This is a genomic window from Nostocoides vanveenii, from assembly GCF_039531165.1.
GTDB classification, from domain to species: Bacteria; Actinomycetota; Actinomycetes; order Actinomycetales; family Dermatophilaceae; genus Nostocoides_A; species Nostocoides_A vanveenii.
In genome coordinates this window covers 106,612-128,151 of the sequence record NZ_BAAAPN010000057.1, presented here as the reverse complement: position 1 = coordinate 128,151, position 21,540 = coordinate 106,612, and the positions used below count along the sequence as shown (strand labels likewise).

The window sequence follows — 21,540 nt, the reverse complement described above, 5'->3', positions numbered from 1 at the left end:
TCCCCCCAGCACTGGGAGCCCGAGGCCCGGAGCCGCTCGACGGGGCGCCGCCCGACCAAGACCGTCGGCCACCGTGAAGGGACCCGGTGAATACGGCGGACCGCGTCGGGCGTCGGGCGGACTCAGTGGGTCAGACGCGAGAGGAAGCGCTGGGTGCGCTCGTGGGCCGGGGCACCGAGGACTTGCTCGGGCCGGCCCTGCTCGAGGATCACCCCGCCGTCGAGGAAGCACACGACATCGGCAACCTGGCGGGCAAAACCCATCTCATGGGTGTTGAGGATCATCGTCAGGCCGTCGTCCTTGAGTTCGCGCAGCAGGTCGAGCACCTCCCCGACCAACTCGGGGTCGAGCGCCGAGGTCACCTCGTCCAGCAACATCAGCCGCGGCCGGTTGACCAGGGCCCGGGCGATCGCCACTCGCTGCTGCTGGCCGCCGGAGAGCGAGTCCGGCCGCGCGGCCGCCTTGGCCGCGAGCCCCACCCGGTCCAGCATCGCCAGCGCCTCGCTCCGGGCCTGCTCAGCCGCGACCTTGTGGACCAGGATCGGCGCCAGCGTGACATTGTCGAGCACGCTCAGATGCGGGAAGAGGTTGTAGGCCTGGAAGACGATCCCGATGCGCGCTCGCACCCGGTCGGCGTCGACTCGGGGATCGGTGATGTCCTCGCCGTCGAGCCGCACCACGCCGTCGTCGACCCGCTCCAGCAGATTGACGCATCGCAGCAGGGTGGACTTCCCCGACCCGGATGCCCCGATGAGCACGACGCACTCACCGGCCGCCACATCGAGCGAGACATCCCGCAGAACGACGTTGTCCCCGAATGACTTTCGTACATTTTCCAGACGCAGCACCGGGTCGCTCACAGCAACACCCCCCGCTGCCCCTGGCGTCGCGCGAGCCAGTCCGTGAAACGCGCCATCGGGATGGTGAGGATGAGGAAGAGGACTCCCGCCACGACATACGGCGTGAAGTTGTAGTCGGAGGACGTCTCGATCTGGGCGGCGAGGATCGCGTCCGTGACCCCGACCATCGACACCAGGCCGGAGTCCTTGTGCAGCGAGACCACGTCGTTCATCAGGGCCGGTACCACGCTGCGGATCGCCTGCGGCAGCACGACTCGGCGCAGGGTCTGGCGATAGGTCAGCCCGAGCGACCGCGCAGCCGCCCACTGCGAGGGATGCACCGACTCGATGCCGGCTCGGAAGACCTCCGCCACATAGGCCGAGTAGGACAGCGTGATCGCCACCCCGCCCCAGAAGAGCGCGCTCGTCGGCAGCCCCGAGAGCCGCAACGCGGGCATACCGAGACCGAGGACGAGCAGGAGCAACAGCAGCGGCAAGCCGCGGAAGAGATCGACGTATGCCGTGGCCAACGCCCGCAGCGGAAAGAAGACCGCGCCGCGCAAGGTGCGCAGGACCGCGAGCGTCAACCCGATGATGGCGATGCACACGGCACTGACGAGCATCACCCGGATGTTCATCCACAAGCCCCGCAGCACCGCCGGGAAGGACGAGAGCGCCTTGTCCCAGTTGAAGAAGGTCTCGCGGAAGGCCGGCCACCCCGGGGAGGAGGTCACGGCCAGCGCGATCACCGCGAAGACCGCCAGCGACGCAAGGCCCGCCGTGATGACCGCTCGCCGAGTGGCCTTGGCGCGGAAGGCATCTCGCTCACGTTGGAGCGTTGATGGGACCCAGCCGTCAACCGGCGGCGAGGCGGGCGCCACGGACTACTTCAGCTCGGGAGCGCCCTGGCTGGAGAGCCAGGTGGTCACCAGTGTGTCGAGTTCGCCGTCGGCACGCAGGGCGTCGACTGCCGCGGTGACACACGGTGTCAACGCGGACCCCTTGTCGAGCACCGCGCCGAACTGCTCCGGCGTGCTGCCGGTCAACGGCAATTGCCCGACGATGACGCCGTCGTCCAGCTGGACGGCAGTCATGAAGAAGGCCGTCGGCAGGTCGGCGACGATGCCGTCGATTTGGTGGGCCTTCAGCGCCAGGACCGCCTTGTCGTTGCTCTGGTAGACGGCCGATTCGGCGCCGATCTGATCGGTGATCGCCAGCAGCGACGTGGTGCCGACCTGGGCCCCGAGCTTGGCGCCCTTGAGGTCCGCGATCATCGTCTTGCCGTCGATCGGGCTGCCCTTGTAGGTGATCACCGTCTGCACGACGTCGTAGTAGCCCGAGGAGAAGTCGACGGCCTTCTTGCGCGCATCGGTGATCGAGACCTGGTTGACGTCGAAGTCAAAATCCTTGGCGCCGGGCAGCACGGCCTTGTTGAAGGGCACGGTCACCCACTTCACATCGCCGGGCGCGAAGCCGAGCTTGTCGGCGATCGCGTAGGCGACGGCGGATTCGTAGCCGCGGCCGTTGGCCGGGTCGTTGTCGGAGAACCACGGCCCGTATGCCGGGGTGTCGGTCCCGATGGTCAGCTTGCCGTCCGTGTGGGTCGCGACGGTGCCCTTCATGCACGCCGCGGGGATCGCGGAGGCCGACGACGTGGTCGCCGACGACGACGTGGCACTCGAGGTGGCGGCGCTCGTGGTCGCGGAGGTCGACGCCGAGCCGGCCGGGCCCTGAGCGGCACCGCACCCGGCGAGCGCGAGCGCGGCGCCGGCGCACACGGCAAACGGGCGGAGGGAACGCACAGTGGTGCGGGGCATGACGGCTCCTGGAGAGGGCGACCACGGGGCGAACGAAATGCTAACTGGCCGGGCGGCGAGCCTGACCAGCCCGTGCCGAGCGCGGACAACCGCGTGGCCCCGGCCGGCGGCAACCGGTCGGGGCCACGCGGGCGTGCGGCTAGGTCAGCTGGCGCTGAACAGCGGTGCGTCCATCGTGCACGTCGCACCGACGGCCGGGAGGGCGCCGGTCGCGTAGTAGCGGTCGAAGGCCGCCGTCACGCACGAGTTGCCGAGCGCGCCGTGACCCCAGCCGTCATACGTCAGGAGACGGGACTTCTCGAACAGGCTGGCGACCTTGCGCGCGCCATGGATCGGCGTCGCCGGGTCGTAGGTGTTGCCCACGACGAGGATCGGGTTGGCCGTCGGGCCGCCGAAGGGTCCGAAGTAGCTGTCGGACTTGGTCACGATGGGCCACTTGGCGCAGGTGGCACTGGCCCATGTCCAGAGCGAACCGAACCACGGGTACTGCTTGTCCTGGGCGACGCCGGCGCGCCACCAGTCCGCACGGTTCTCCGGGTTGCGGGTGTCGGAGCAGGCGACCCCGCTGAAGGCGTCACGCACCGTGGAGGTACGGGCTTGCGGGGCCTGGTAGGGAGCATCCGCGATGGCGGTGGCCGACTGGGCGAGCCGGGATGCGGCATCCGAGGCGACACGGCCGGACTTGGCGACATTCTCAGCCCACAGCTGTTGCAAGATGACGTCCAGGCCAGAGTAGGTGTGGCCGTAGAGGAAACCGAGCACGCCGCCGATGAGGTTCGGGTAGGGGATGACCTCCCCATTGGCGGTGAGCTTGCCCGCCTTGGCCAGGTCGACGAGCTTGAGCCACTTGGCATACGCGCCACCGGCGAAGGCACACGACCTCTTGCCGAGCCGGTCGCACTCGCGCATGCCCGAGACCATCGCCTCGGCAGCGCCCTTGGCGCTGCGCAGGCGGGTCGAGAACGGTTGCGTGGCGGGTAGCGAGTCGCCGGTGGCCCACGCGACCGGGTCGAGAACGCCGTCGACGACGAAGCGCCCGACCCGGCCTGGGTACATCGAGGCATAGGTGGCGCCGAGGTAGGTGCCATAGGAGACGCCGTAGTAGTAGAGCTTCTGGTCACCCACGGCCTGCCGGATCAGGTCCATGTCGCGGGCCGTGTCGGCCGTCGACATATGCCGCACAATGGCGGCGGGGTTCTTCATGCAGGCGGCCCGCGCCCACTCGGCCTGGCGCCATACGACCTTGGAGGCCGCGATGCTGTCGGGGAAGGACAGCGGTGAGTAGGGCGGCACGGGCGCGTCGGTGCGGCAGACCATCTCGGTGTGGGGTCCGACGCCCCGGGGGTCGATGCCGATCACGTCGTAACGCGTCTTGACCGTCGTGCCGAGAATGTCGCCCGCCATCGTTGCGAAGCCGCGCGAACTGCCGCCTGGCCCGCCGGGGTTGACGAAGAGGGTGCCGATCTTCTGGCTGGGCTTGGTGGCGGCAACCTTGAGCAGGTCGAGCAGGACCGTCGGTCCGCTGGGGTTGTCGTAGTCAAGGGGCGCCTTCGCCGTCGCGCACTGATAGGTCTTGGGCAGATCCGGGCAGCGCTGCCAGTTCAGGGCCGGAATCGGCGCCTGGACCTGGTCGCCTTGGGCCGCCGATGCGGCCGGCGCGACCGCGCTCTCGCGGGTCGTCGGCGCGGCCTGACCTGGCCCCGCGGCGGCGAACAGGCTCGCCCCCATGGCGAAAGCCAGAACTCCCGCGCCCCGGCGAATGTGTGTGCTTCGTGTCACTGCCTACCCCTTGTCGCAATGCTGGTCCGGCCGCGGACGCGGCCCGGCACCCCACTCAACCCCGGGAATGGGCCCGGCGCAAGCGCTCACGCAACCGAATACGCGAGGGTGGGTCGCGCGGACGGGAGCGGACAGTCATACGGCCGCGCAAGCAGGCATACAGGAAGTTCCCAGGCTCGCCCAACTACCCTTGACGGGTGATGATGCCCACCCTAGGCCCGAACTGGATGGACCCCGCCTGGCTGCTCGAGCGATTCGGCAACCAGTTCTTCTGGGTGAGCACGGCGATCGTCTTCGTTGAATGCGGGCTGCTCTTCCCGATCCTGCCGGGCGACTCACTGCTCTTTGCCGTCGGCCTGTTCATCGCCAATAAGACGCTGCACTTCAACATCGTGAGCGCTTGCCTGATCCTCTCGATCGCGGCCTTCCTGGGCAATGTCGTCGGCTACGAGATCGGGCGGGCCGTCGGCACGCCGCTCTATGAGCGTCAGGGCCGCTTCATCAACAAGGCCAACTTCGACAAGACCCACGACTTCTTCGATCGGTATGGCGCCAAGGCGCTCGTGCTCGGGCGCTTCGTCCCGATCGTGCGCACCTTCATCACCGTCGTCGCCGGTGTCGGCAAGATGGAACGACGCCACTTCTTCGTCTGGAGCGGCGTGGGCGCCGTGCTCTGGGCAACCGGCGTGACGCTGGCCGGCTATTTCCTCGGCTCAGCCTTCCCGTCGCTCAAGGACCACCTCGAAGCCGTGATCCTGCTGATCGTGGCCGTCTCCGTCATCCCGATGGTGCTGGAGTTCCTGAAGCACCGGCGCGAGGCGCGCCGCGCCCTCGACGCCGCCTGAGCGCCTCACCGCACCGCCAGCCCCGCCCCTCCTTCGTCGAAAGGCCGGTTCAGCCCCGTCGACAGGCCGGTTCAGGCCCGTCGAAAGGCCGGTACAGCCCCGTCGACAGGCCGGTTCAGCTTCGTCTGGGTCCCACGCTCTGCGTGGGCTAGGCCGGTGCAGCCCCGTCGTCGGGTGGGTTCAGCTTCGTCGGCAACTTTCGCTCGGCACGCAGTGCCTGCCGTATGCCGCGCCACGCCCACGCGGCAACCACCAGTCCCGCCCCGCCCGGGACCACGAAGCTCAGGCGCGAGCCGAGCGTGGCACCGGCGAGGCCACCGAGCACGAGGGCGAGCAGCGACGTGGCCCGAGCCAGGCCGCCCAGTAGGGCGAGCGCCCGGCCCCGGGCTTCGGCTGCGATCCCACGAAGACCGCGAACAAGCCGGCATTGCTCACCGCATTCGCCAGGCCCAGGACGGCGCCGAGGACGAAGACCCAGGTCAGCGTGGGCGCCAACCCGATTCCCACGAGCCCCGCGGCGATCGTGGTCAGGGCGATGAGGATCGCGTGGATCCGCTGCCGATCGGTCGCGAGCGCGCCCGCGGCCAGCGCACCGGCCAGGGCCCCGGCGCCGGTCGCGGCCTGCCAGAACCCGAAGTCGGCCGCGCTCGCTCTCGGCCCGCGCCCTGGGTGGCAAGGCGTTCGGACCGCGCTCAGGAGGACGGATGCCCAACGCCACGGCCGCGATCACGATGTACGTCAAGGCGTCCAGGAGAAAGACGAGAGCATCGCCATGCGCTTGCACCAGCACGCCCCCGATTGCCGCGCCGACCGGGGATGCGGCGGCCATCAGGGCCTGCTGGGCAGAGACGAGTTGGCCGATCCGGTCGTCGCCCACGGCCCGAGCGAGCACCCAGGTCCAGGTCGGGTTGGCGACGGCAAAGCCGAGTTGCAGGGCGATGACCAGCGCATAGGTCGCCGGGAGCGAGTCCGCGAGCGCGAGGCCGATGCACGCAGCCATCTGCACCACACTCGCTAGCGGGATCAGCAGGCTCGCGCCGGCCCGGTCAAGAGCGCGGGCAATCTCCTGGGTCCAGGTCTGGTAGAGCACGCTCCCGACCGCCTGATCGACGGCGCGATAGGCCCCCGGCGGGATCGCGAAGTCGTTCGGCGGCTGCCAGCCAGGGACGTTCGCGCCCACCGGTGGACTCCTCGCGCCGGGCGAACCGGTCAGCCCGCCAGCGACCGCCCGATCGCGCGGAAGGCGTTGATGGTCGCGACCAGCTTGTCGGCGTTCTGCGGGGTCGGCCAGGAGGAGAGCTTCACGCCCACCAGCCCGGTCGCAAACTCGACAAAGATCATCTGCCCGTGGATGCCCAGACACAGCAGGATCGGCCCGGAATCCCCTGGCACGAACCAGAATTGGCTGCGATACCACCCGCCGGGCAGGTAGGGCTCGTTGACCGACGCAGCGAACGCCGCGCGCACGTCGTCCGGCGGGTATGCCGCATCCGTCACCCACCCCGCCGGCAGCACCTCGCGCTCGCCCACCCGGCCGTGGTCGAGCAGCATCAGCCCGAAGCGGCCGAGATCGCGCAGGGTCGCGGACATACCGCCGTCGTGGACTGCACAGCCGAGCGGGTCGGCGGTGATCTCGGCGTCGTGGAAGGCGCCCATCGGCCGCCAGATCCGCTCGCCGATCAACTCCGACATGCGTCGCCCGGCGGCGCGCTCGACGATCCACCCGAGGACGTCGGTCTCGATCGAGCGATAGTCGAAGGTGCCGTTGTGGGCGCGGTCGCGCGTCATGGTCAGGATGTAGGGGTACATGCCCAGCGGGTCGCCGTGGTTGCGCGGCGCCCAGCCCATCGACCGTTCCATGACACGGACCTCGGCGTCGGGGTCGAGATAGGCCTCGCTGAACTTCACCCCGGAACGCATGTCGAGGACGGTGCGCACGGTCGCGCCGGCGTACCCGCTCGTGGCGAGTTCGGGGACATAGGTCTCGACGGGGGCATCCGGATCGAGCAGTCCAGCGCCGGTGAGGCTGCCCGCGACCGCGGACACGACGGACTTGGTGCAGGACATGATCAGGTGACGTCGACGCCGCGTCATCCCGCCGGCATACCGCTCATCGACGATCGCCCCCTTGTGCAGGACGAGAAACCCGTCGGTCTCGGTCGCGTCGATGAGCGCGTCTACCGTTGTGGCCCAGGGCGTTTCGAGCCGTATGCCGCCCACCTCACCGAGCGCTTCCGGCAGCGGGCGCGGCTCGTCGGTGCCCTCGATGACCTGGCTCGGCATCAGCTCGCGCATGTGCTGGAAGGCCCAAGAGTGGTGCGGATCCTCCTGCCAGTTGGCGAGCGTGACGAGTGGGGCTTGCGCACCCAGCAACTCGGCAGCGGCGCCGACGGCCTCCCAGGCGGTGCCCGGCTGGGGGTGGTAGTAGCTGTGCTCGGTCAGGACGGACGGCTCGCTCACGCCTCTCAGACTACGAGCCACTACTCTTGCGGCCCGTGCCGACCATTGTGTTCTTCCACGCTCATCCGGACGACGAGGCCTCGCAGACATCGGGGGCCATGGCCCGTGCCGCGGCCGAGGGCAGCCGCGTCGTTGCGGTCTTCGCGACCAACGGCGAACACGGGGAAGTCCCCGACGACCTGGCGCCCGGCGAGACACTGATCGACCGTCGCCGCATCGAGGCGGAGCGCTCGGCGGCGGCTCTCGGGGTCGCCCGCGTCGAGTGGCTCGGCTACTCCGACTCGGGCATGACCGGCTGGGAGCAAAACACCCACGCCGGGTGCTTCCATCAGGCCGACACTCGCGACGCTGGCCTGCGACTGGCCGCAATTCTCGACGCCGAGGACGCGGACATCGTCGTCGGCTACGACTGGCACGGCGGCTACGGCCACCCCGATCACGTCAAGGTCCACCACGTCCTGCACGAGGGGGCCCGGCTCGCGGCGCGGCGCCCGCGGGTGCTCGAGTCGACGATGAACCGCGACATCATTCGCCGGCTGTATGAAGGCGCCAAGGCCGCCGGGCTCAGCGACAGCGACGCGTTCAACCCGGACGCCCCGATGGACGACGGCAACCCGCTCGGCACTCCCGAGGCCGAGATCACCTGGCAGGTCGACGTCGCCGACTTCCTGCCGCACCGCCGCGCGGCGATGGAAGCCCATCGCAGCCAGAAGACCGACATCGAAGGCTTCCTCGGTATGCCCGAGGAGATCTTCCGCGCCTTCTTCGCCACCGAGCACTACATCGAACCGGCGTATGCCGATTCCCCCGGCATGCACGCCGGCTGGCCTTTCGGCGCCTGAGCCGCACAGAATGGCCGTCCCGGACCCCGACGGCCAGACCGGTGGCGGGCTCGGCTACCGTGGGAGGTGCCGCAACACACGGGTGAGGATTCGGCATACGGACTGGGGAGTCTGGTTGTCTCGGGCCGCGCGCAGCGCAGGACGGAACGTCCTGCCAAACCCTTCGAATTTCGACATATCGGCCATCCACGGCCGCCATCCCCGCTGGCACCCTTCCACTCATCGACATTCCACAACGAAGTGGGAAGGGAAGGGGCATTCCGATGGCGGTAACAACCACCGAAGCAACATCGAGTGAGGGCCTGCACAAGGGCCTACGGCAACGGCATTTGACCATGATCGCCATCGGCGGCGTCATCGGTGCGGGCCTGTTCGTCGGGTCGGGGGTGGTCATCAACGAGACCGGCCCGGGCGCCTTCCTCACCTACGCCCTCTGTGGCGTGCTGATCATCATGGTCATGCAGATGCTCGGCGAGATGTCCGTCGCCCGGCCGACCACCGGCTCGTTCAGCGAGTATGCCCGCGAGGCGCTCGGCCCATGGGCCGGCTTCTCCGTGGCCTGGCTCTACTGGTACTTCTGGGTCATCATCGTCGGCTTCGAAGCCGTGGCCGGCGCCAAGATTCTCCAGTACTGGATCGACGCCCCGTTATGGATGATGTCGCTGATCCTCATGGTCCTCATGACCGCGACAAATCTATACTCTGTCAAGGCTTTTGGCGAGTTTGAGTACTGGTTCGCCGGCATCAAGGTCGCGACCATCTTGATCTTCCTGGTCTGTGTGAGCCTCTTCGTCATCGGCATGTGGCCGGGCGCCAGCTTCGACTTCAGCAATCTGACCGCGCACGGCGGCTTCTTCCCCAATGGCAAGTCGATCATCTTCGCCGGCATGGTCACCGCGGTCTTCTCGATGGTGGGCGCCGAGATTGCCACCATCGCCGGCGCGGAGTCCGACGACCCGGAGCGCGCCGTCACCAAGGCCACCCGCTCGGTTGTCTGGCGGATCTCCCTGTTCTTCGTCGGCTCGGTCTTCCTGCTCGCCGTCATCCTCCCGTGGAACTCCACCGAGCTTGGCGCCTCGCCGTATGTCAGCGCCTTCGAGAAACTCGGCGTCCCCCACGCGGCCGACCTGATGAACGCCGTCGTCCTCACGTCGGTCCTGTCCTGCCTCAACTCCGGCCTCTACACCGCAAGCCGGATGCTCTTCACCCTCGCTCGTCGTCGCGAAGCCCCGCCGCAGGTCATGATCGTCAACAAGCGCGGCGTCCCCACCTATGCGATCTTGATGTCCACGGTCGTCGGCTTCCTCTGCGTCATCGCCGCCTACCTCTCACCCGACAAGGTCTTCAGTTTCCTGATCAACTCTTCCGGCGCCGTCATACTCTTTGCCTACATCCTCATCGCCGCCTCGCAATACGTCCTGCGCAAGCGCCATGACGCCGCCGGCCGCCAGCTGAAGTTCAAGATGTGGGCCTTCCCCTATCTGACGATCGCCACGATCATCGCGATGGCCGCGATCCTTGTCTCCATGGCGATCCGCGAAGACACCCGCTCCCAGATCACCCTCGGCCTCATCTCGTGGGCTGCCCTGCTGCTGGTATTCGCCCTCACCAAGCCGTATCGCACCAAGGCCCGACCCGAGCTCGCGGTCGACGCCGAAGCCCGATGAGCGTGTCGGGGGTGACGCCCCACCCGCTCTCCACGGATGCCATCGGCCGGGGCGTCACCCTCGACAACTGGGCCGACGCGCCGCACAACCGCTGGACCTTCCTCCACCTCGACGAGGTGCTGCGGATGCAGGTGATCCAGGCATCGCCGCATCCGGAACCCCTTGCCGCAGAACCCGATCCGAATCTTCTCCGGCTCGCCACCCCGCGCTACGACGCCACCGGGCGGATCACCGGTCATACGACCGGTGCGGACGTCCTCGCGGACACCTACACCGATGGTTTCGTCATCCTGCACCACGGCCGCATCCGCGCCGAGACGTATGCCGATTCCATGCTCCCCGACACCCGGCACCTGCTGATGTCGGTCACCAAGACCGTGGTCGGCGTCGTCGCGACGACGCTCGTCGACGCGGGCTGGTTCGGCTTCGACACCCGCGTGCAGGAGATCGTTCCTGCGTTAGGAGAGAGCGGATTCGCGGGCGCGACCGTGCGGCATCTGCTCGACATGCGCTCGGGTGTGCGGTTCAACGAGACCTACCACGACCCCGACGCGGACGTCTACCTGATGGAGCACGCGACCCAGTGGCGCAGCCCGCGGGCCGACATCCCGGACACCCTGCACGACTTCCTGCTCACCTTGCCCCGCGAGCGCGAGCACGGCGGCACCTTCCACTACCGCTCCAGCGAGACCGACGCGCTCGGGTGGGTGTGCGAGGAGGCGACCGGCCGCCCGCTCGCGGACCTGATCCACGACTACGTCTGGGCACCCATGGGGGGTGAGCACACGGCATACGTGAGCATCGACCAGGCGGGCACGGCCATCGCGGACGGTGGCATGTGCGCCACCCTTCGGGACGTCGCAAGGTTGGGAGAAATGTTGCGGCACAGCGGTATTTCGCCATCCGGCCGCAAGGTCGGCCCGAGCTGGCTGACCACCGACACGCTGCTCGGCACCGAGGATCTGCGCTCGGCCTTCGCCGCCACAAGCTCGCCGACCGGCATGCCGGGCGGTCACTACCGCAATCAGATCTGGGTGCCCTTCCCGGACCGGACGACCTTCCTCGCGCTCGGTGTGCACGGCCAGATGATCTATGTCAACCAGCGCGCCGCGATCACCGGCGTCAAGCTGTCCTCGTGGCCGACCGCCCAGGACGGCGCCCGATTTTTCGACACACTGGGGCTCTTCGAAACCCTCGCCAGCGCCCTGACCCGATCCGCCCTCGCCGCCCACCCGGCAGCCATCAAGGAGAAGAGATGACCACCCACCCCCTGCGCAATATCTCCGAGATCCGGTCGTTCTACCGGACCAATGACGAGCCGATCTATTTCGTCGGGCCGACGCCCTTCAATCTGCTCGGGCTGGACCGGTGGGTCCGCAACTTCAACTACCTCACCTACTACGACCCGTGGGACGGCCAGCACCCGCGCATCATCACCCCATCCCAGCCGTATGACGGCACCTTCACCTCCTCCGAGCAGATCACCAACTGGCTGCTGCGCAACCCCGAGCTGCAGGCGCGCCTGAAAGCGCGCGGCGGCAAGCCGCGGGTGATGGCGGTCTTCATCGACGAGGAGACCGAGGAGATCTGCCGCGAGCTTGGCTACACCCTCACCCTCCCGCCCGTCGCCCTGCGCAAACGGCTCGACTCCAAGCTCGAGACCACCCGCCTCGGCAATGAGGCGGGCGCGCCGAGCGTCCCCAATATCCTCGCCTCAGCTGACTCGTATGACGAGTTGCTGGCCCTCGCCGGCGAGGCCGGCCTGGGCAGTGATCTGGTGATCCAGCTGCCCTACGGCGATTCGGGGAAGACCACGTTTTTCGTTGCGAGCCAACAGGATTGGGACAAGTACACGGAGGATCTCGCCGGGCAGGAGGCGAAGATCATGAAGCGCATCCGCAACACCGCCTTCGCGGTCGAGGGGTGCATCACGCGGCACGGGACGATCGTCGGCCCGTTCATGGTCGACCTTACCGGGTATGAGTCGATGACGCCCTACAAGGGTGGCTGGTGCGGCAATGACGTCTTCCCCGAGACCATGACCCAGAAGCAGCGCACAGCCGCGACGCAGCTCGTGCGCAAGCTCGGCGACCGGCTCGCGCTGGAGGGCTACACCGGCTTCTTCGAGGTCGACACCCTCATCGATCTAGACACTGACGAGGTTTATCTCGGCGAACTCAACCCGCGCATCTCGGGGGCCTCACCGATCACCATGGTCACCGCCGGGGCCTATGCCGACCTGCCGCTCTATCTCTTCCACCTGCTCGAATACATGGACGTCGACTACACCATCGACACCGACGAGATCAACGAGCGCTGGACCGAGTTGGCGGCGATCGACCAATGGAGCCAGCTGATCATGAAGCAGCCGGAGGACGAGGTCTCCTCGATCCTTGCCGCACCCCGCACCGGCACCTGGGCGATCCAGCCCGACGGGTCCTTCGAATACCGCCGACCCGCCCTGGATTGGCACGGCCTGCAGGACGAGAACGAGTTCTTCTTCATGCGGATCTATGGCCCCGGGGATTACTTGTTCAAGGGCGCGGACCTCGGCATCGTGATGGGCCGCTCGCGGATGCAGACCGACGACCCCAAGTCGCTGACTCCGCGCTGCGAGCAGATCGTCAGCGGCATCCGCTCGCAGTATGTGAGCTCACCCCTGACCGAAGCCCCGGTGATCATGCCTACCCTGCTGAACTCCAAGGCCCTCTGACCCCCGGCTCGAGGCGTCGCCACACCAGTCGCAGCCTTCTCGCCCGATGCCACCAGGCCCTTGTTCGCACAGGACGTCTTCCGGTGCGAACAAGGGGGTTCCGGCATCGGGCGGGGAAGCTGTCAACGATCCGGCTCGCCGGCGGCCTCGGTTGAGGTGAGGTGGAGGAGTTCGCGGGCCTTGAGGGCAAGCCAGACCTCGGCGCGTTCGCTCGCGATGGTGAGGTCGCGGCCGAGGATGCCGGAGATCCGGTCTATCCGGTTGCGCAACGTATGCCGGTGCACACCAAGCGCATTCGCCGTAGCTTCCCAATGTCCACCGTGCGCAAGGAACTCCGATGTCGTACGCAGCAGGTCGGCGGACAGGCCGCTCGTGAGTGGGTCCAGCGGGCGGAGCACCGAGCCGGCGATCGCGGCCAATGTGTCGCGTGACTGCGTGCCGAGCAGCACGTCGAAGATGCTCAACTCCGCGAAGTCAATGATCTGCCCCGGCTGCCCGAGCGCCACGCGCGCGGCGGCGATCGCCTGCCGATAGCTGTCCAACGCGAGCCCGAGCTCGACACCACGGCCTACCCCGGCCGAGGGCAGCCGACCGAGGCTCGCCCGCAGGGCAGCGAGCGTCATCTCCGCGACCTCGCCCCGTTCGGCCGCCCCCACCAATACCGCGAGGCCCTTCGAGTTCGCCATCACAAGCGCCGGTGTGCCTCGCGCGGCCAGAGCCGCGTCAACCGCTGCCTCGGCCGCCCGCGGCGGTCCGGCGTCCCCGACAGCGACCACGGCCACCTCCCGGTCGGCAGCGAATCCGACATACCGCAATAGGCCGAGATCGACATCCGCACCGGGGCGCAGGAGTGACCGAAAGAGCATGCGCCGCAGGCGCATTTCCGCCTCATGGAGGTGCGCCGGACGGTCGAGCAGGATCGAGAGCAAGGTCGCCGAATAGCTCACCAGCAGCCGCTGGTTCGAATCCAACTGACGACGTCCACCGACCACCAGATAGCCGCCGGCCTGCTTGGGCTTGCCCAGCACTTGCACGGTGAAATACCCGTCGTCGTCGACATGGCTGATCGTCTGCTGCCGGGCCGGCACACCCTTGCCCCGGCGAGAGTCCAGCAACGCCGCGGCCCGCTTCGCCAGCCGGCCGGCGCCAGCGCCCGCCGAGTCCACAGCCGCACCGGAGCCGTCGAGCGTGACGACCGTTGCGGACAAGGCCCGCGCGAGCGTGTCGACGACTCCTGCCGCACCCTTGACCATGGCCGCACTCGCAAGCCGCTCCTGATTGCGCGAGATCTGCGCGACCAACGCCACTTGGTCCGCGGTGATCGCGGAGATGACCGCGCGTGAGATCGCCAGGAAGGGCGTCGCGGCCGGGATGGCGAGCACCGGCAGCCCGAACTCATCCCCCGCCTGGGCCAATGCTTCGGGCACCTCCGGGTGGATCATCCCGGTGTCGAACGCGAGACCGGACGCGCCCAGCCGGGCCAGCCGCTCGACATACGCCCGCTGTCCGACCGCGTCGTCGGGCAGGTTGATGCCCAGAGTCATCAGCAACTCGCCGCCGTCCAGCCACGCCGTCGGGTCGAGCAACTCGCTGGTGTGCGCCCACGTGATATCGCGACGCCGCCCGGTCAGCCCGCCGACGATCCGCAGCCCCAGTCGGCCGTCCCCGGCCAGTTGCTCGATGGTGATACCCAAGACCGCCTCCCGTCGTCCATGGAACCTGGCGAGCCGCCAGCATCGTGGGCCCGGGGGCTTGCTGTCCAGTAACACGTGGCGAGCCGCCCGGCACGGGCTCAGGAGCGGCGACCAGTGCGACGGGCATACGCATCCAGGGCATCAAGCACGTCCTGAGCCCGCCAGGTCAGGTTGCGCGCCTTGTGGCCCTGGTCCTGCCTCAGGATCCCCCGATCCAGAAGCACGTCGATGTAGCGATGTTCGTTCTTGCCGATGCCCAGGATCTCGCGGGCGACGGGCGCCGAGATCACCGGATGCAGGAACAGCCCCTCGGCCAGTCGCCGCGCGGCGGAGTCGGACCTCAGCCCAGTCAGCTGATCCCGCCAGCGCTGGCGGACGTCATCCAAGTCGGCTATCAACCGCGTTCCGTTGTCGACACCGATCAAAGCGGCCCGGGATACGCACGAGACGATCGGCGAAATATCACCGTCCCGGTAGGCGGTTACCGCGTCGAAGTACCCCTGCGTATCAGCCAAAAGGCCCGAGCTGATCGGGACCGACACCTGACGCGCGATCCCTCGCGCGCGCAGCATCGCGTGCAGAAAGGCACGTCCCGTGCGTCCGTTGCCGTCAGGGAAAGGATGGATGGTCTCGAACTGGGCGTGGGAGATCGCGGCCTGAGCCACGCCCGGCACGTCCGCGCGGACGCTGAACGACACCAGGTCCGCGATCAACTCGGGCACTCGGTGTGCGATGGGAGGGACAAAGTCGGCATCGTGTGAGCTGCCCATCCCGAACACCGCCCGACCGCCGATCCACACTTGGTCCGTACGCCACCGACCCGCAATCTCCGGCGCGGTCTGGTGCATCAGCGCGTCGTGCATGGCCAGGATCGCCCCGGCATCCACATTGTCGGCGAGGGCCAAGGCGGCAGTCATCGCGCGCACATTGCCGACGATGGCGCCTGCATGACCCGTCGACGCGCCCGTCAGCTCGGCTTCGGCGATCTTTCGCGCGGACGCGGACAACTGCTCGATCTGGGAGCTCGACGCCGACTCGCTGCGCAGGAGGATCGCTGCGAAAGGCGCGATCTCGCTGCCCTGGCGGGTGTCGAACTCGCGCATGGCGGTGGCCGATTCCTCGGCCGCGGCGCTGACCCGTCCAGGGAGCACTACGTCCAAGTCGGCGATCATCGCCGGAACGCTTGCCCGGTATGGACACCCGATCATCACCCGATCACGTCGCGTCATACCGGTGACAGGGTGCACATCCCAGGGCACATCTTCGTAAGTCACGGCGGGCCAGACATTGGTATCCACCGACGATGTATGCGGGCTAGCCGACGATGAACTGAAGGTCACGCCGCCAGCATAACCTCACTTATTTATCTAAGTGAGGGTATGAATGAAGCTTACCTTCATTTGTGAGGATATGCCGCGCTGTCTCTGGTCCTCGCGGAGGCTGGACGAAATGTCTCACTGGACCTCGAAGCCGCACCATTTCGTCCACTGCCTCCTCGGCACGCCCGGCCTACCGTGGCGGGAACGACCGGGCCATTTCTGGACCCGGGGAGCTGACCCAAGGAGGGGCCATGACGGCGCAACTGGAGACCGCGGCATACGTGGAGACCGACCGGCCGGAGCAGGTGCGCATCCTGCGCACGGCGATCCCCGGGCCGCAGTCGCTCGCCCGCCACCAGCACCGCCAAGGCGTCCTGTCCACCGGCCTCGGCACGACCCTTCCGGTCTTCATCGAGCGCGCGGGCGGCGGCATCCTCGTCGACGTCGACGGCAATCACCTGATCGACTTCGCCTCCGGCATCGCCGTCACGACGGTCGGCTCCAGTGCGCCGGCGGTCGTCCGCCGGGTCCGCGAGCAGGTCGCCCGCCTGACGCACACGTGCTTCCTCGTCACCGAATACGACGGCTATGTCCAGGTCGGCGAGTGGCTCAACACCAACACCCCCGGCGCGCACGCCAAGAAGTCCGCGCTGTTCTCCACCGGCGCCGAGGCCGTGGAGAACGCCGTCAAGATCGCCCGGGTCGCCACCCATCGCCCGGCGGTGGTCACCTTCGGCCACGCCTACCACGGCCGCACCCTGCTGACCATGACGATGACCGCCAAGAATGTCCCCTACAAGGATGGTTTCGGCCCCTTCGCGCCGGAGATCTACCGCGCGCCGCTCGCCTATCCCTTCCGCTGGCCGACCGGCCCCGACCACTGCGCGATGGAGGCGCTCAACGCGCTCGAGGACCTCGTCGTCAAGCAGATCGGCGCCCACAACACGGCCGCCATCGTCATCGAGCCCATCCAGGGCGAGGGCGGCTTCATCATCCCGCCCGCGGCCTATCTCCAAGGCGTCGCGAGCCTGGCCCGCGAGCACGGCATCGTCCTGATTGCGGACGAGGTCCAAACCGGAATCGCCCGCACCGGAGCGATGTTCGCCTCCGAACACGATGGCCTCGTCCCCGACCTCATCGTCACCGCGAAGGGTCTCGCCGGTGGGCTGCCGCTCGCCGGTGTCACCGGCCGCGCCGAGATCATGGACGCCGTCCCTGCGGGCGGCCTCGGCGGCACCTTCGCCGGCAACCCGGTCGCCTGCGCGGCCGCCCTCGGCGTCTTCGAGACCATCGAGGAGCTCGACCTCGTCGCCCGCGCCCGCCAGATCGAGGCGATTGCGCGGCCCGTTCTGGAGGAAGCGGCATACGGCAATGGGTGGGTCGGCGAGGTCCGCGGACGCGGCGCGATGCTCGCCGTCGAGTTCGTCGTCCCTGGCACCAAAGAGCCAGCCCCCGCGGCCGCCGCGGCCGTCATGGCCGCGTGCCACCGCCAGGGCGTCGTCACCCTCCAGTGCGGCACCTATGGCAATGTCATCCGCCTCCTCCCGCCGCTCGTCATGCCCGACGACCTGCTGCGCGACGGTCTGGAAGTTCTCACCGCATCGTGGAAGGGTCTCTGATATGACCACCGTCGTCGACGCCCCGTCCGTCGTGGGTGAGTCCACCCCCCAGGACGTATGCCGCGTGGTCGCCGCCGCGGCCGCCGCCGCTCCCGCGGTGGTCGCCGCCACCCCTGCCGAGCGCGCCGCCTGGTTGTGTGCGATCGCGGATGCCGTTGTCGCCCATGCCGATTCGCTCGCTGCCCTCGCGCACGAGGAGACCGGCCTCGGCCTGCCCCGCCTCGACGGTGAGGTCCTCCGTTGCGCCAACCAGCTGCGCTTCTATGCCGACGTCTGCATCGAGGGCTCGTGGCTCGGCGCGACCATCGACCACGCCACGGCGACGACCCCCGACCTGCGGCGCATCCAGGCATCCGTCGGACCGGTCGCCGTCTTCGGGGCGAGCAACTTCCCCTTCGGCTTCGGGACGCTCGGCAATGACACTGGCTCCGCCATCGCCGCCGGGTCTCCGGTCGTGGTCAAAGGACACCCAGCCCACCCGCGCACGCATGCCGCCTTGATGGACATCGCCCACGACGCCCTCGCTGACATCGGCGCGCCCGAAGGTCTCCTCAGCGCGGTCACCGGCCTCGCCGCCGGGGAGCAGCTCGTCCTCGCGCCTGAGATCGCCGCCGTCGCCTTCACCGGCTCCGAAGCCGGCGGCCTGGCACTGCACCGGCTCGCCGCCACCCGCCCGATCCCGATCCCGGTCTATGCCGAGATGGGCACCGTCAATGCCGTCGTCCTGACCACCGCGGCGGTGCACCGGCTGGCCGATCTCGCCCAGGGCGCGCTCGCGTCCTTCACCATGGGCATGGGCCAGTTCTGCACCAAGCCCGGCCTGATCCTGGCGCCCGCTGGCTGCGGCTTTGCCGCGCGCCTCGGCGCGGAACTGCACGACGGCCCACCGACCGGCGTCCTGCTCACGGTCGGCATCCACGAAGCCTTCGGTCACGGCGTGCAGAACCTGCTCACCAATGGCGCCTTTGCCGTCGCCCGCTCCGACGCATCCACGCCTATCGGTCCGAGTGTCTGGGTGCTCGAAGCCGACGCGAGCCTGATCCACCGCGAATCCCCGCTCCTGCGTGAGTGTTTCGGCCCCGTAGTGCTCGTCGTCGAGTATGCCGATGCACACCAGCGCGACGACCTGATCGCCGCTCTGCCCGGCGCCCTCGTGGCGTCGGTGATGACCGGCGGGTCTGCGGACGACGAGGTCGCGGATCTGGTCAAGCACCTCGCACCCAAGGTCGGCCGCGTCGCCGTCGATGCCTGGCCGACCGGCGTGGCCACGCTCTGGGCGCAGCAGCACGGCGGGCCGTGGCCCGCGACGACCGACCCGCGTGCCACCTCCGTCGGCGCCGCTGCGCTGGCCCGCTTTACGCGTCCGGTCGCCTACCAAGGCACGCCTCAGGCTGCGCTCCCGGTTCCGTTGCAGGACAAGAACGCCTGGCGCATCGTCCGTCGCGTCAACGGCCGTCTGCGCGTGCCACGAGAGCCGAAGGTGGCGCAATGCGCCGTCCCCTGACAGGTCTCCTCGTCGCCGACTTCAGCCGCGTTCTCGCGGGGCCGTTGGCGACGATGTATCTCGCCGATCTGGGCGCGACCGTCGTCAAGGTCGAGCGGCCCGGGCGCGGGGACGACACCCGGGCCTGGGGCCCACCGTGGACCGAGAACTCCAGCTCCTATTTCGAGGCGCTCAACCGCGGCAAGCTCTCCGTCGCCTGGGATCTGAACGATCCCGCCGACCTCGCCAAGGCCCGCGAGCTCGCCCGCCGCGCCGACGTGCTCGTCGAGAACTTCATGACCGGCACGCTGGCGAGATTCGGCCTCGGCTATGCCGCCGTCCGCACCTCAAATCCCGGCATCGTCTATGCCTCGATCACCGGATTCGGTTCCGGCGCGGGCGCATCCCTGCCGGGTTATGACTTCGTCGCCCAAGCCTTCGGCGGACTGATGAGCATCACCGGAGAGCAAGGCGGCGCCCCGCAGAAGGTCGGCGTCGCCCTCGTCGACGTGCTCACCGGCAAGGACGCGACAATCGGCATCCTGGCCGCGCTCCAGCAACGCGCGGTCAGCGGCGCCGGGGAGCACATCGAGGTCAACCTCGTCTCCAGCCTGCTCGGCTCGCTCGTCAACCAGGCGAGCGCCTTCCTCACCACCGGCGTCGCGCCGGCAGCCATGGGCAATGCGCACCCGAGCATCGCGCCCTACGAGCCCTTGCAGTGCGCGGACCTGCCCTTGGCGGTGGCGTGCGGCAACGACGGCCAGTTCGTGCGCCTGACGGGGGCACTCGGCATACCGGCGCTAGCCGATGATCCGCGCTTCGCCACCAACGCCGACCGCGTTGCCAACCGCGAGTCGCTCGTGGCCGCCCTGGAGGCCCAGCTCACCACCGAGCCGGCCGCCCACTGGGAGCAGCGGCTGCGGGCAGCCGGCGTCGCAGCTGCACCGGTCAACGACATCGGCACGGCCTTCGCCCAGGCCCGCGACCTCGGCCTCACGCCGACCTTCTCGGTCGGTGACGACCACCCGGAGCAGGTGCGCAACCCGATCCTGTTCTCCGGCAACGCCCTTGACGATGCGACGCCGCCACCCGGCGTCGGCGAGCACACCCTCCTCGTGGAGGATTGGCTCGCCTCGTCCGATCCTCGACCCACCCTTGATCAACCGACCAGGAGCCTCGCGTGAGCGCCATTCCCAGCCTGCAGACCCGCCTCGACCTCGCCGGGCTCGACGATCTCTTTACCGCCGACGAGCGAATCGTGCGCGACTCGGTGCGCACCATGTGCGAGCGCCGCATCGACCCCTATGTCGCCGATTGGTTCGAGCGGGGCGAGATCGACGACATCCGCGGCCTGACCAAGGAACTCGGCGAACTCGGTGTTCTCGGCATGCACCTGACCGGGTATGGCTGCGCCGGCATGTCCGCCGTCGACTACGGCCTCGCGTGCCTGGAGCTGGAGGCCAGCGACTCGGGCATCCGCTCGCTGGTGTCGGTGCAGGGGTCGCTGGCGATGTTCGGGATCTGGCGCTGGGGCAGCGAGGAGCAGAAGCAGCGCTGGCTGCCGGACATGGCGGCCGGCACCGCGATCGGCTGCTTCGGCCTGACCGAGCCCGACCACGGCTCCGACCCGGGCAGCATGCGCACCAATGCCCGCCGCGACGGAGATGACTGGATCCTCAACGGCGCGAAGATGTGGATCACCAATGGATCCGCTGCCGATGTGGCCGTCGTGTGGGCCCAGACCGACGAGGGCATCCGTGGCTTTGCGGTGCCCACCGACACCCCCGGCTTCTCCGCGCCCCTGATCAAGCACAAGATGTCGCTGCGGGCATCGGTGACCAGCGAATTGGTCTTCGACAACGTCCGCCTCCCCGCAGATGCGGTCTTCCCGGAGGTCCGCGGCCTGAAGGGCCCGCTCTCGTGCCTCAACGAGGCGCGATACGGCATCGTCTGGGGGGCGCTTGGGGCGGCCCGTTCGGCACTCGAGGCAGCCATCACGTATGCCGGCGAGCGCGAGCAGTTTGGCAAACCCATCGCCGGTTTCCAGCTCACCCAGGCCAAGATCGCCGAGATGTACCTGGAGTATGCGAAGGGCCTGTTGCTGGCCAACCACCTCGGCCGCCGCAAGGACGCCCACACGCTCCGGCCGGAGCAGGTCAGCCTGGGCAAGCTCAACAACGTCCGCGAAGCCCTCGACATCTGCCGCACGGCGCGAACAATCTTGGGCGCCAACGGGATCTCTTTGGAATTCCCGGTCATCCGGCACATGAACAACTTGGAGTCGGTGCTGACCTATGAGGGCACCGTTGAGATGCACACCCTCGTCGTCGGCCAGTCGCTGACGGGCCTGCCCGCCTTCCGCTGACGACAGACCTCGACCGCGCTCGACCGGGGCGAACACGCCGAATATTCACCTCGATTTTCGGCGTGTCGGCCCCGGTCGATTTGTCTGATCTGACCAGC

General features: G+C 68.5%; 17 protein-coding genes. 9 read left to right on the top strand and 8 right to left on the bottom strand.

Features of this window, described 5'->3' with window-relative positions:
• Window positions 1-122: 122 nt before the first annotated feature.
• The 4 genes from ABD209_RS13505 to ABD209_RS13490 all read right to left on the bottom strand — a co-directional run bounded on the left by ABD209_RS13505 (window position 123) and on the right by ABD209_RS13490 (window position 4,435).
• The gene (locus ABD209_RS13505; protein WP_324385646.1) at window positions 123-848 is read right to left on the bottom strand and encodes an amino acid ABC transporter ATP-binding protein; all 726 of its coding nucleotides are present in this window, start codon (window positions 846-848) and stop codon (window positions 123-125) included.
• An 8-nt stretch (window positions 849-856) separates the two neighbouring features.
• Complete coding sequence (locus ABD209_RS13500) at window positions 857-1,720, bottom strand: amino acid ABC transporter permease (RefSeq protein WP_344067297.1); 864 nt, start codon at window positions 1,718-1,720, stop codon at window positions 857-859.
• A 3-nt stretch (window positions 1,721-1,723) separates the two neighbouring features.
• Entirely contained in the window at window positions 1,724-2,656 is a 933-nt protein-coding gene (locus tag ABD209_RS13495) for an ABC transporter substrate-binding protein (RefSeq protein WP_344067295.1), read from the bottom strand.
• Between the two features lie 144 nt (window positions 2,657-2,800).
• Window positions 2,801-4,435, bottom strand: a complete 1,635-nt coding sequence (locus tag ABD209_RS13490) for an alpha/beta hydrolase (protein WP_344067293.1) — start codon at window positions 4,433-4,435, stop codon at window positions 2,801-2,803.
• A gap of 203 nt (window positions 4,436-4,638) precedes the next feature.
• Between ABD209_RS13490 and ABD209_RS13485 the strand changes: the two genes are divergently transcribed.
• A complete protein-coding gene (locus ABD209_RS13485) occupies window positions 4,639-5,280 on the top strand; it encodes a DedA family protein (protein WP_344067500.1) in 642 nt (213 codons plus the stop codon).
• A gap of 148 nt (window positions 5,281-5,428) precedes the next feature.
• On the opposite strand, the gene ABD209_RS13480 is transcribed toward ABD209_RS13485, so the two are convergent.
• Together ABD209_RS13480 and ABD209_RS13475 are read right to left on the bottom strand one after the other, a co-directional pair.
• Window positions 5,429-6,460, bottom strand: a complete 1,032-nt coding sequence (locus ABD209_RS13480) for an MFS transporter (protein WP_344067291.1) — start codon at window positions 6,458-6,460, stop codon at window positions 5,429-5,431.
• A gap of 29 nt (window positions 6,461-6,489) precedes the next feature.
• Complete coding sequence (locus ABD209_RS13475; RefSeq protein WP_344067289.1) at window positions 6,490-7,740, bottom strand: serine hydrolase domain-containing protein; 1,251 nt, start codon at window positions 7,738-7,740, stop codon at window positions 6,490-6,492.
• A 35-nt stretch (window positions 7,741-7,775) separates the two neighbouring features.
• Between ABD209_RS13475 and ABD209_RS13470 the strand changes: the two genes are divergently transcribed.
• The 4 genes from ABD209_RS13470 to ABD209_RS13455 all read left to right on the top strand — a co-directional run bounded on the left by ABD209_RS13470 (window position 7,776) and on the right by ABD209_RS13455 (window position 12,962).
• Window positions 7,776-8,582: a PIG-L family deacetylase gene (locus ABD209_RS13470; protein ID WP_344067287.1), complete on the top strand. Its 807-nt coding sequence runs from the start codon at window positions 7,776-7,778 to the stop codon at window positions 8,580-8,582.
• Between the two features lie 263 nt (window positions 8,583-8,845).
• Complete coding sequence (locus ABD209_RS13465; RefSeq protein WP_344067285.1) at window positions 8,846-10,249, top strand: amino acid permease; 1,404 nt, start codon at window positions 8,846-8,848, stop codon at window positions 10,247-10,249.
• 11 nt (window positions 10,250-10,260) lie between these two features.
• The gene (locus tag ABD209_RS13460; RefSeq protein WP_344067283.1) at window positions 10,261-11,508 is read left to right on the top strand and encodes a serine hydrolase domain-containing protein; all 1,248 of its coding nucleotides are present in this window, start codon (window positions 10,261-10,263) and stop codon (window positions 11,506-11,508) included.
• Entirely contained in the window at window positions 11,505-12,962 is a 1,458-nt protein-coding gene (locus ABD209_RS13455) for a biotin carboxylase (RefSeq protein WP_344067281.1), read from the top strand. Before ABD209_RS13460 ends, ABD209_RS13455 begins: the two co-directional genes overlap by 4 nt.
• A 122-nt stretch (window positions 12,963-13,084) precedes the next feature.
• On the opposite strand, the gene ABD209_RS13450 is transcribed toward ABD209_RS13455, so the two are convergent.
• Window positions 13,085-14,656 carry a PucR family transcriptional regulator gene (locus tag ABD209_RS13450; RefSeq protein ID WP_344067279.1) on the bottom strand — a complete coding sequence of 524 codons (1,572 nt, stop codon included), beginning with the start codon at window positions 14,654-14,656 and terminating at the stop codon, window positions 13,085-13,087.
• A gap of 98 nt (window positions 14,657-14,754) precedes the next feature.
• On the bottom strand, window positions 14,755-15,828 hold the full coding sequence (locus ABD209_RS13445) for a Fic family protein (protein WP_344067277.1): 1,074 nt from the start codon (window positions 15,826-15,828) through the stop codon (window positions 14,755-14,757).
• A 398-nt stretch (window positions 15,829-16,226) separates the two neighbouring features.
• Between ABD209_RS13445 and gabT the strand changes: the two genes are divergently transcribed.
• Genes gabT through ABD209_RS13425 form a run of 4 tightly spaced genes read left to right on the top strand, consistent with a single transcriptional unit; the run spans window position 16,227 to window position 21,442 of the window.
• The gene (gene gabT, locus ABD209_RS13440) at window positions 16,227-17,594 is read left to right on the top strand and encodes a 4-aminobutyrate--2-oxoglutarate transaminase (RefSeq protein ID WP_344067275.1); all 1,368 of its coding nucleotides are present in this window, start codon (window positions 16,227-16,229) and stop codon (window positions 17,592-17,594) included.
• A gap of 1 nt (window position 17,595) precedes the next feature.
• A complete protein-coding gene (locus ABD209_RS13435; protein ID WP_344067272.1) occupies window positions 17,596-19,098 on the top strand; it encodes an aldehyde dehydrogenase family protein in 1,503 nt (500 codons plus the stop codon).
• Complete coding sequence (locus ABD209_RS13430; protein WP_324387328.1) at window positions 19,083-20,261, top strand: CaiB/BaiF CoA transferase family protein; 1,179 nt, start codon at window positions 19,083-19,085, stop codon at window positions 20,259-20,261. Before ABD209_RS13435 ends, ABD209_RS13430 begins: the two co-directional genes overlap by 16 nt.
• The gene (locus tag ABD209_RS13425) at window positions 20,258-21,442 is read left to right on the top strand and encodes an acyl-CoA dehydrogenase family protein (protein ID WP_344067268.1); all 1,185 of its coding nucleotides are present in this window, start codon (window positions 20,258-20,260) and stop codon (window positions 21,440-21,442) included. The genes ABD209_RS13430 and ABD209_RS13425 overlap by 4 nt, the downstream gene beginning before the upstream one ends.
• Window positions 21,443-21,540: the final 98 nt, after the last annotated feature.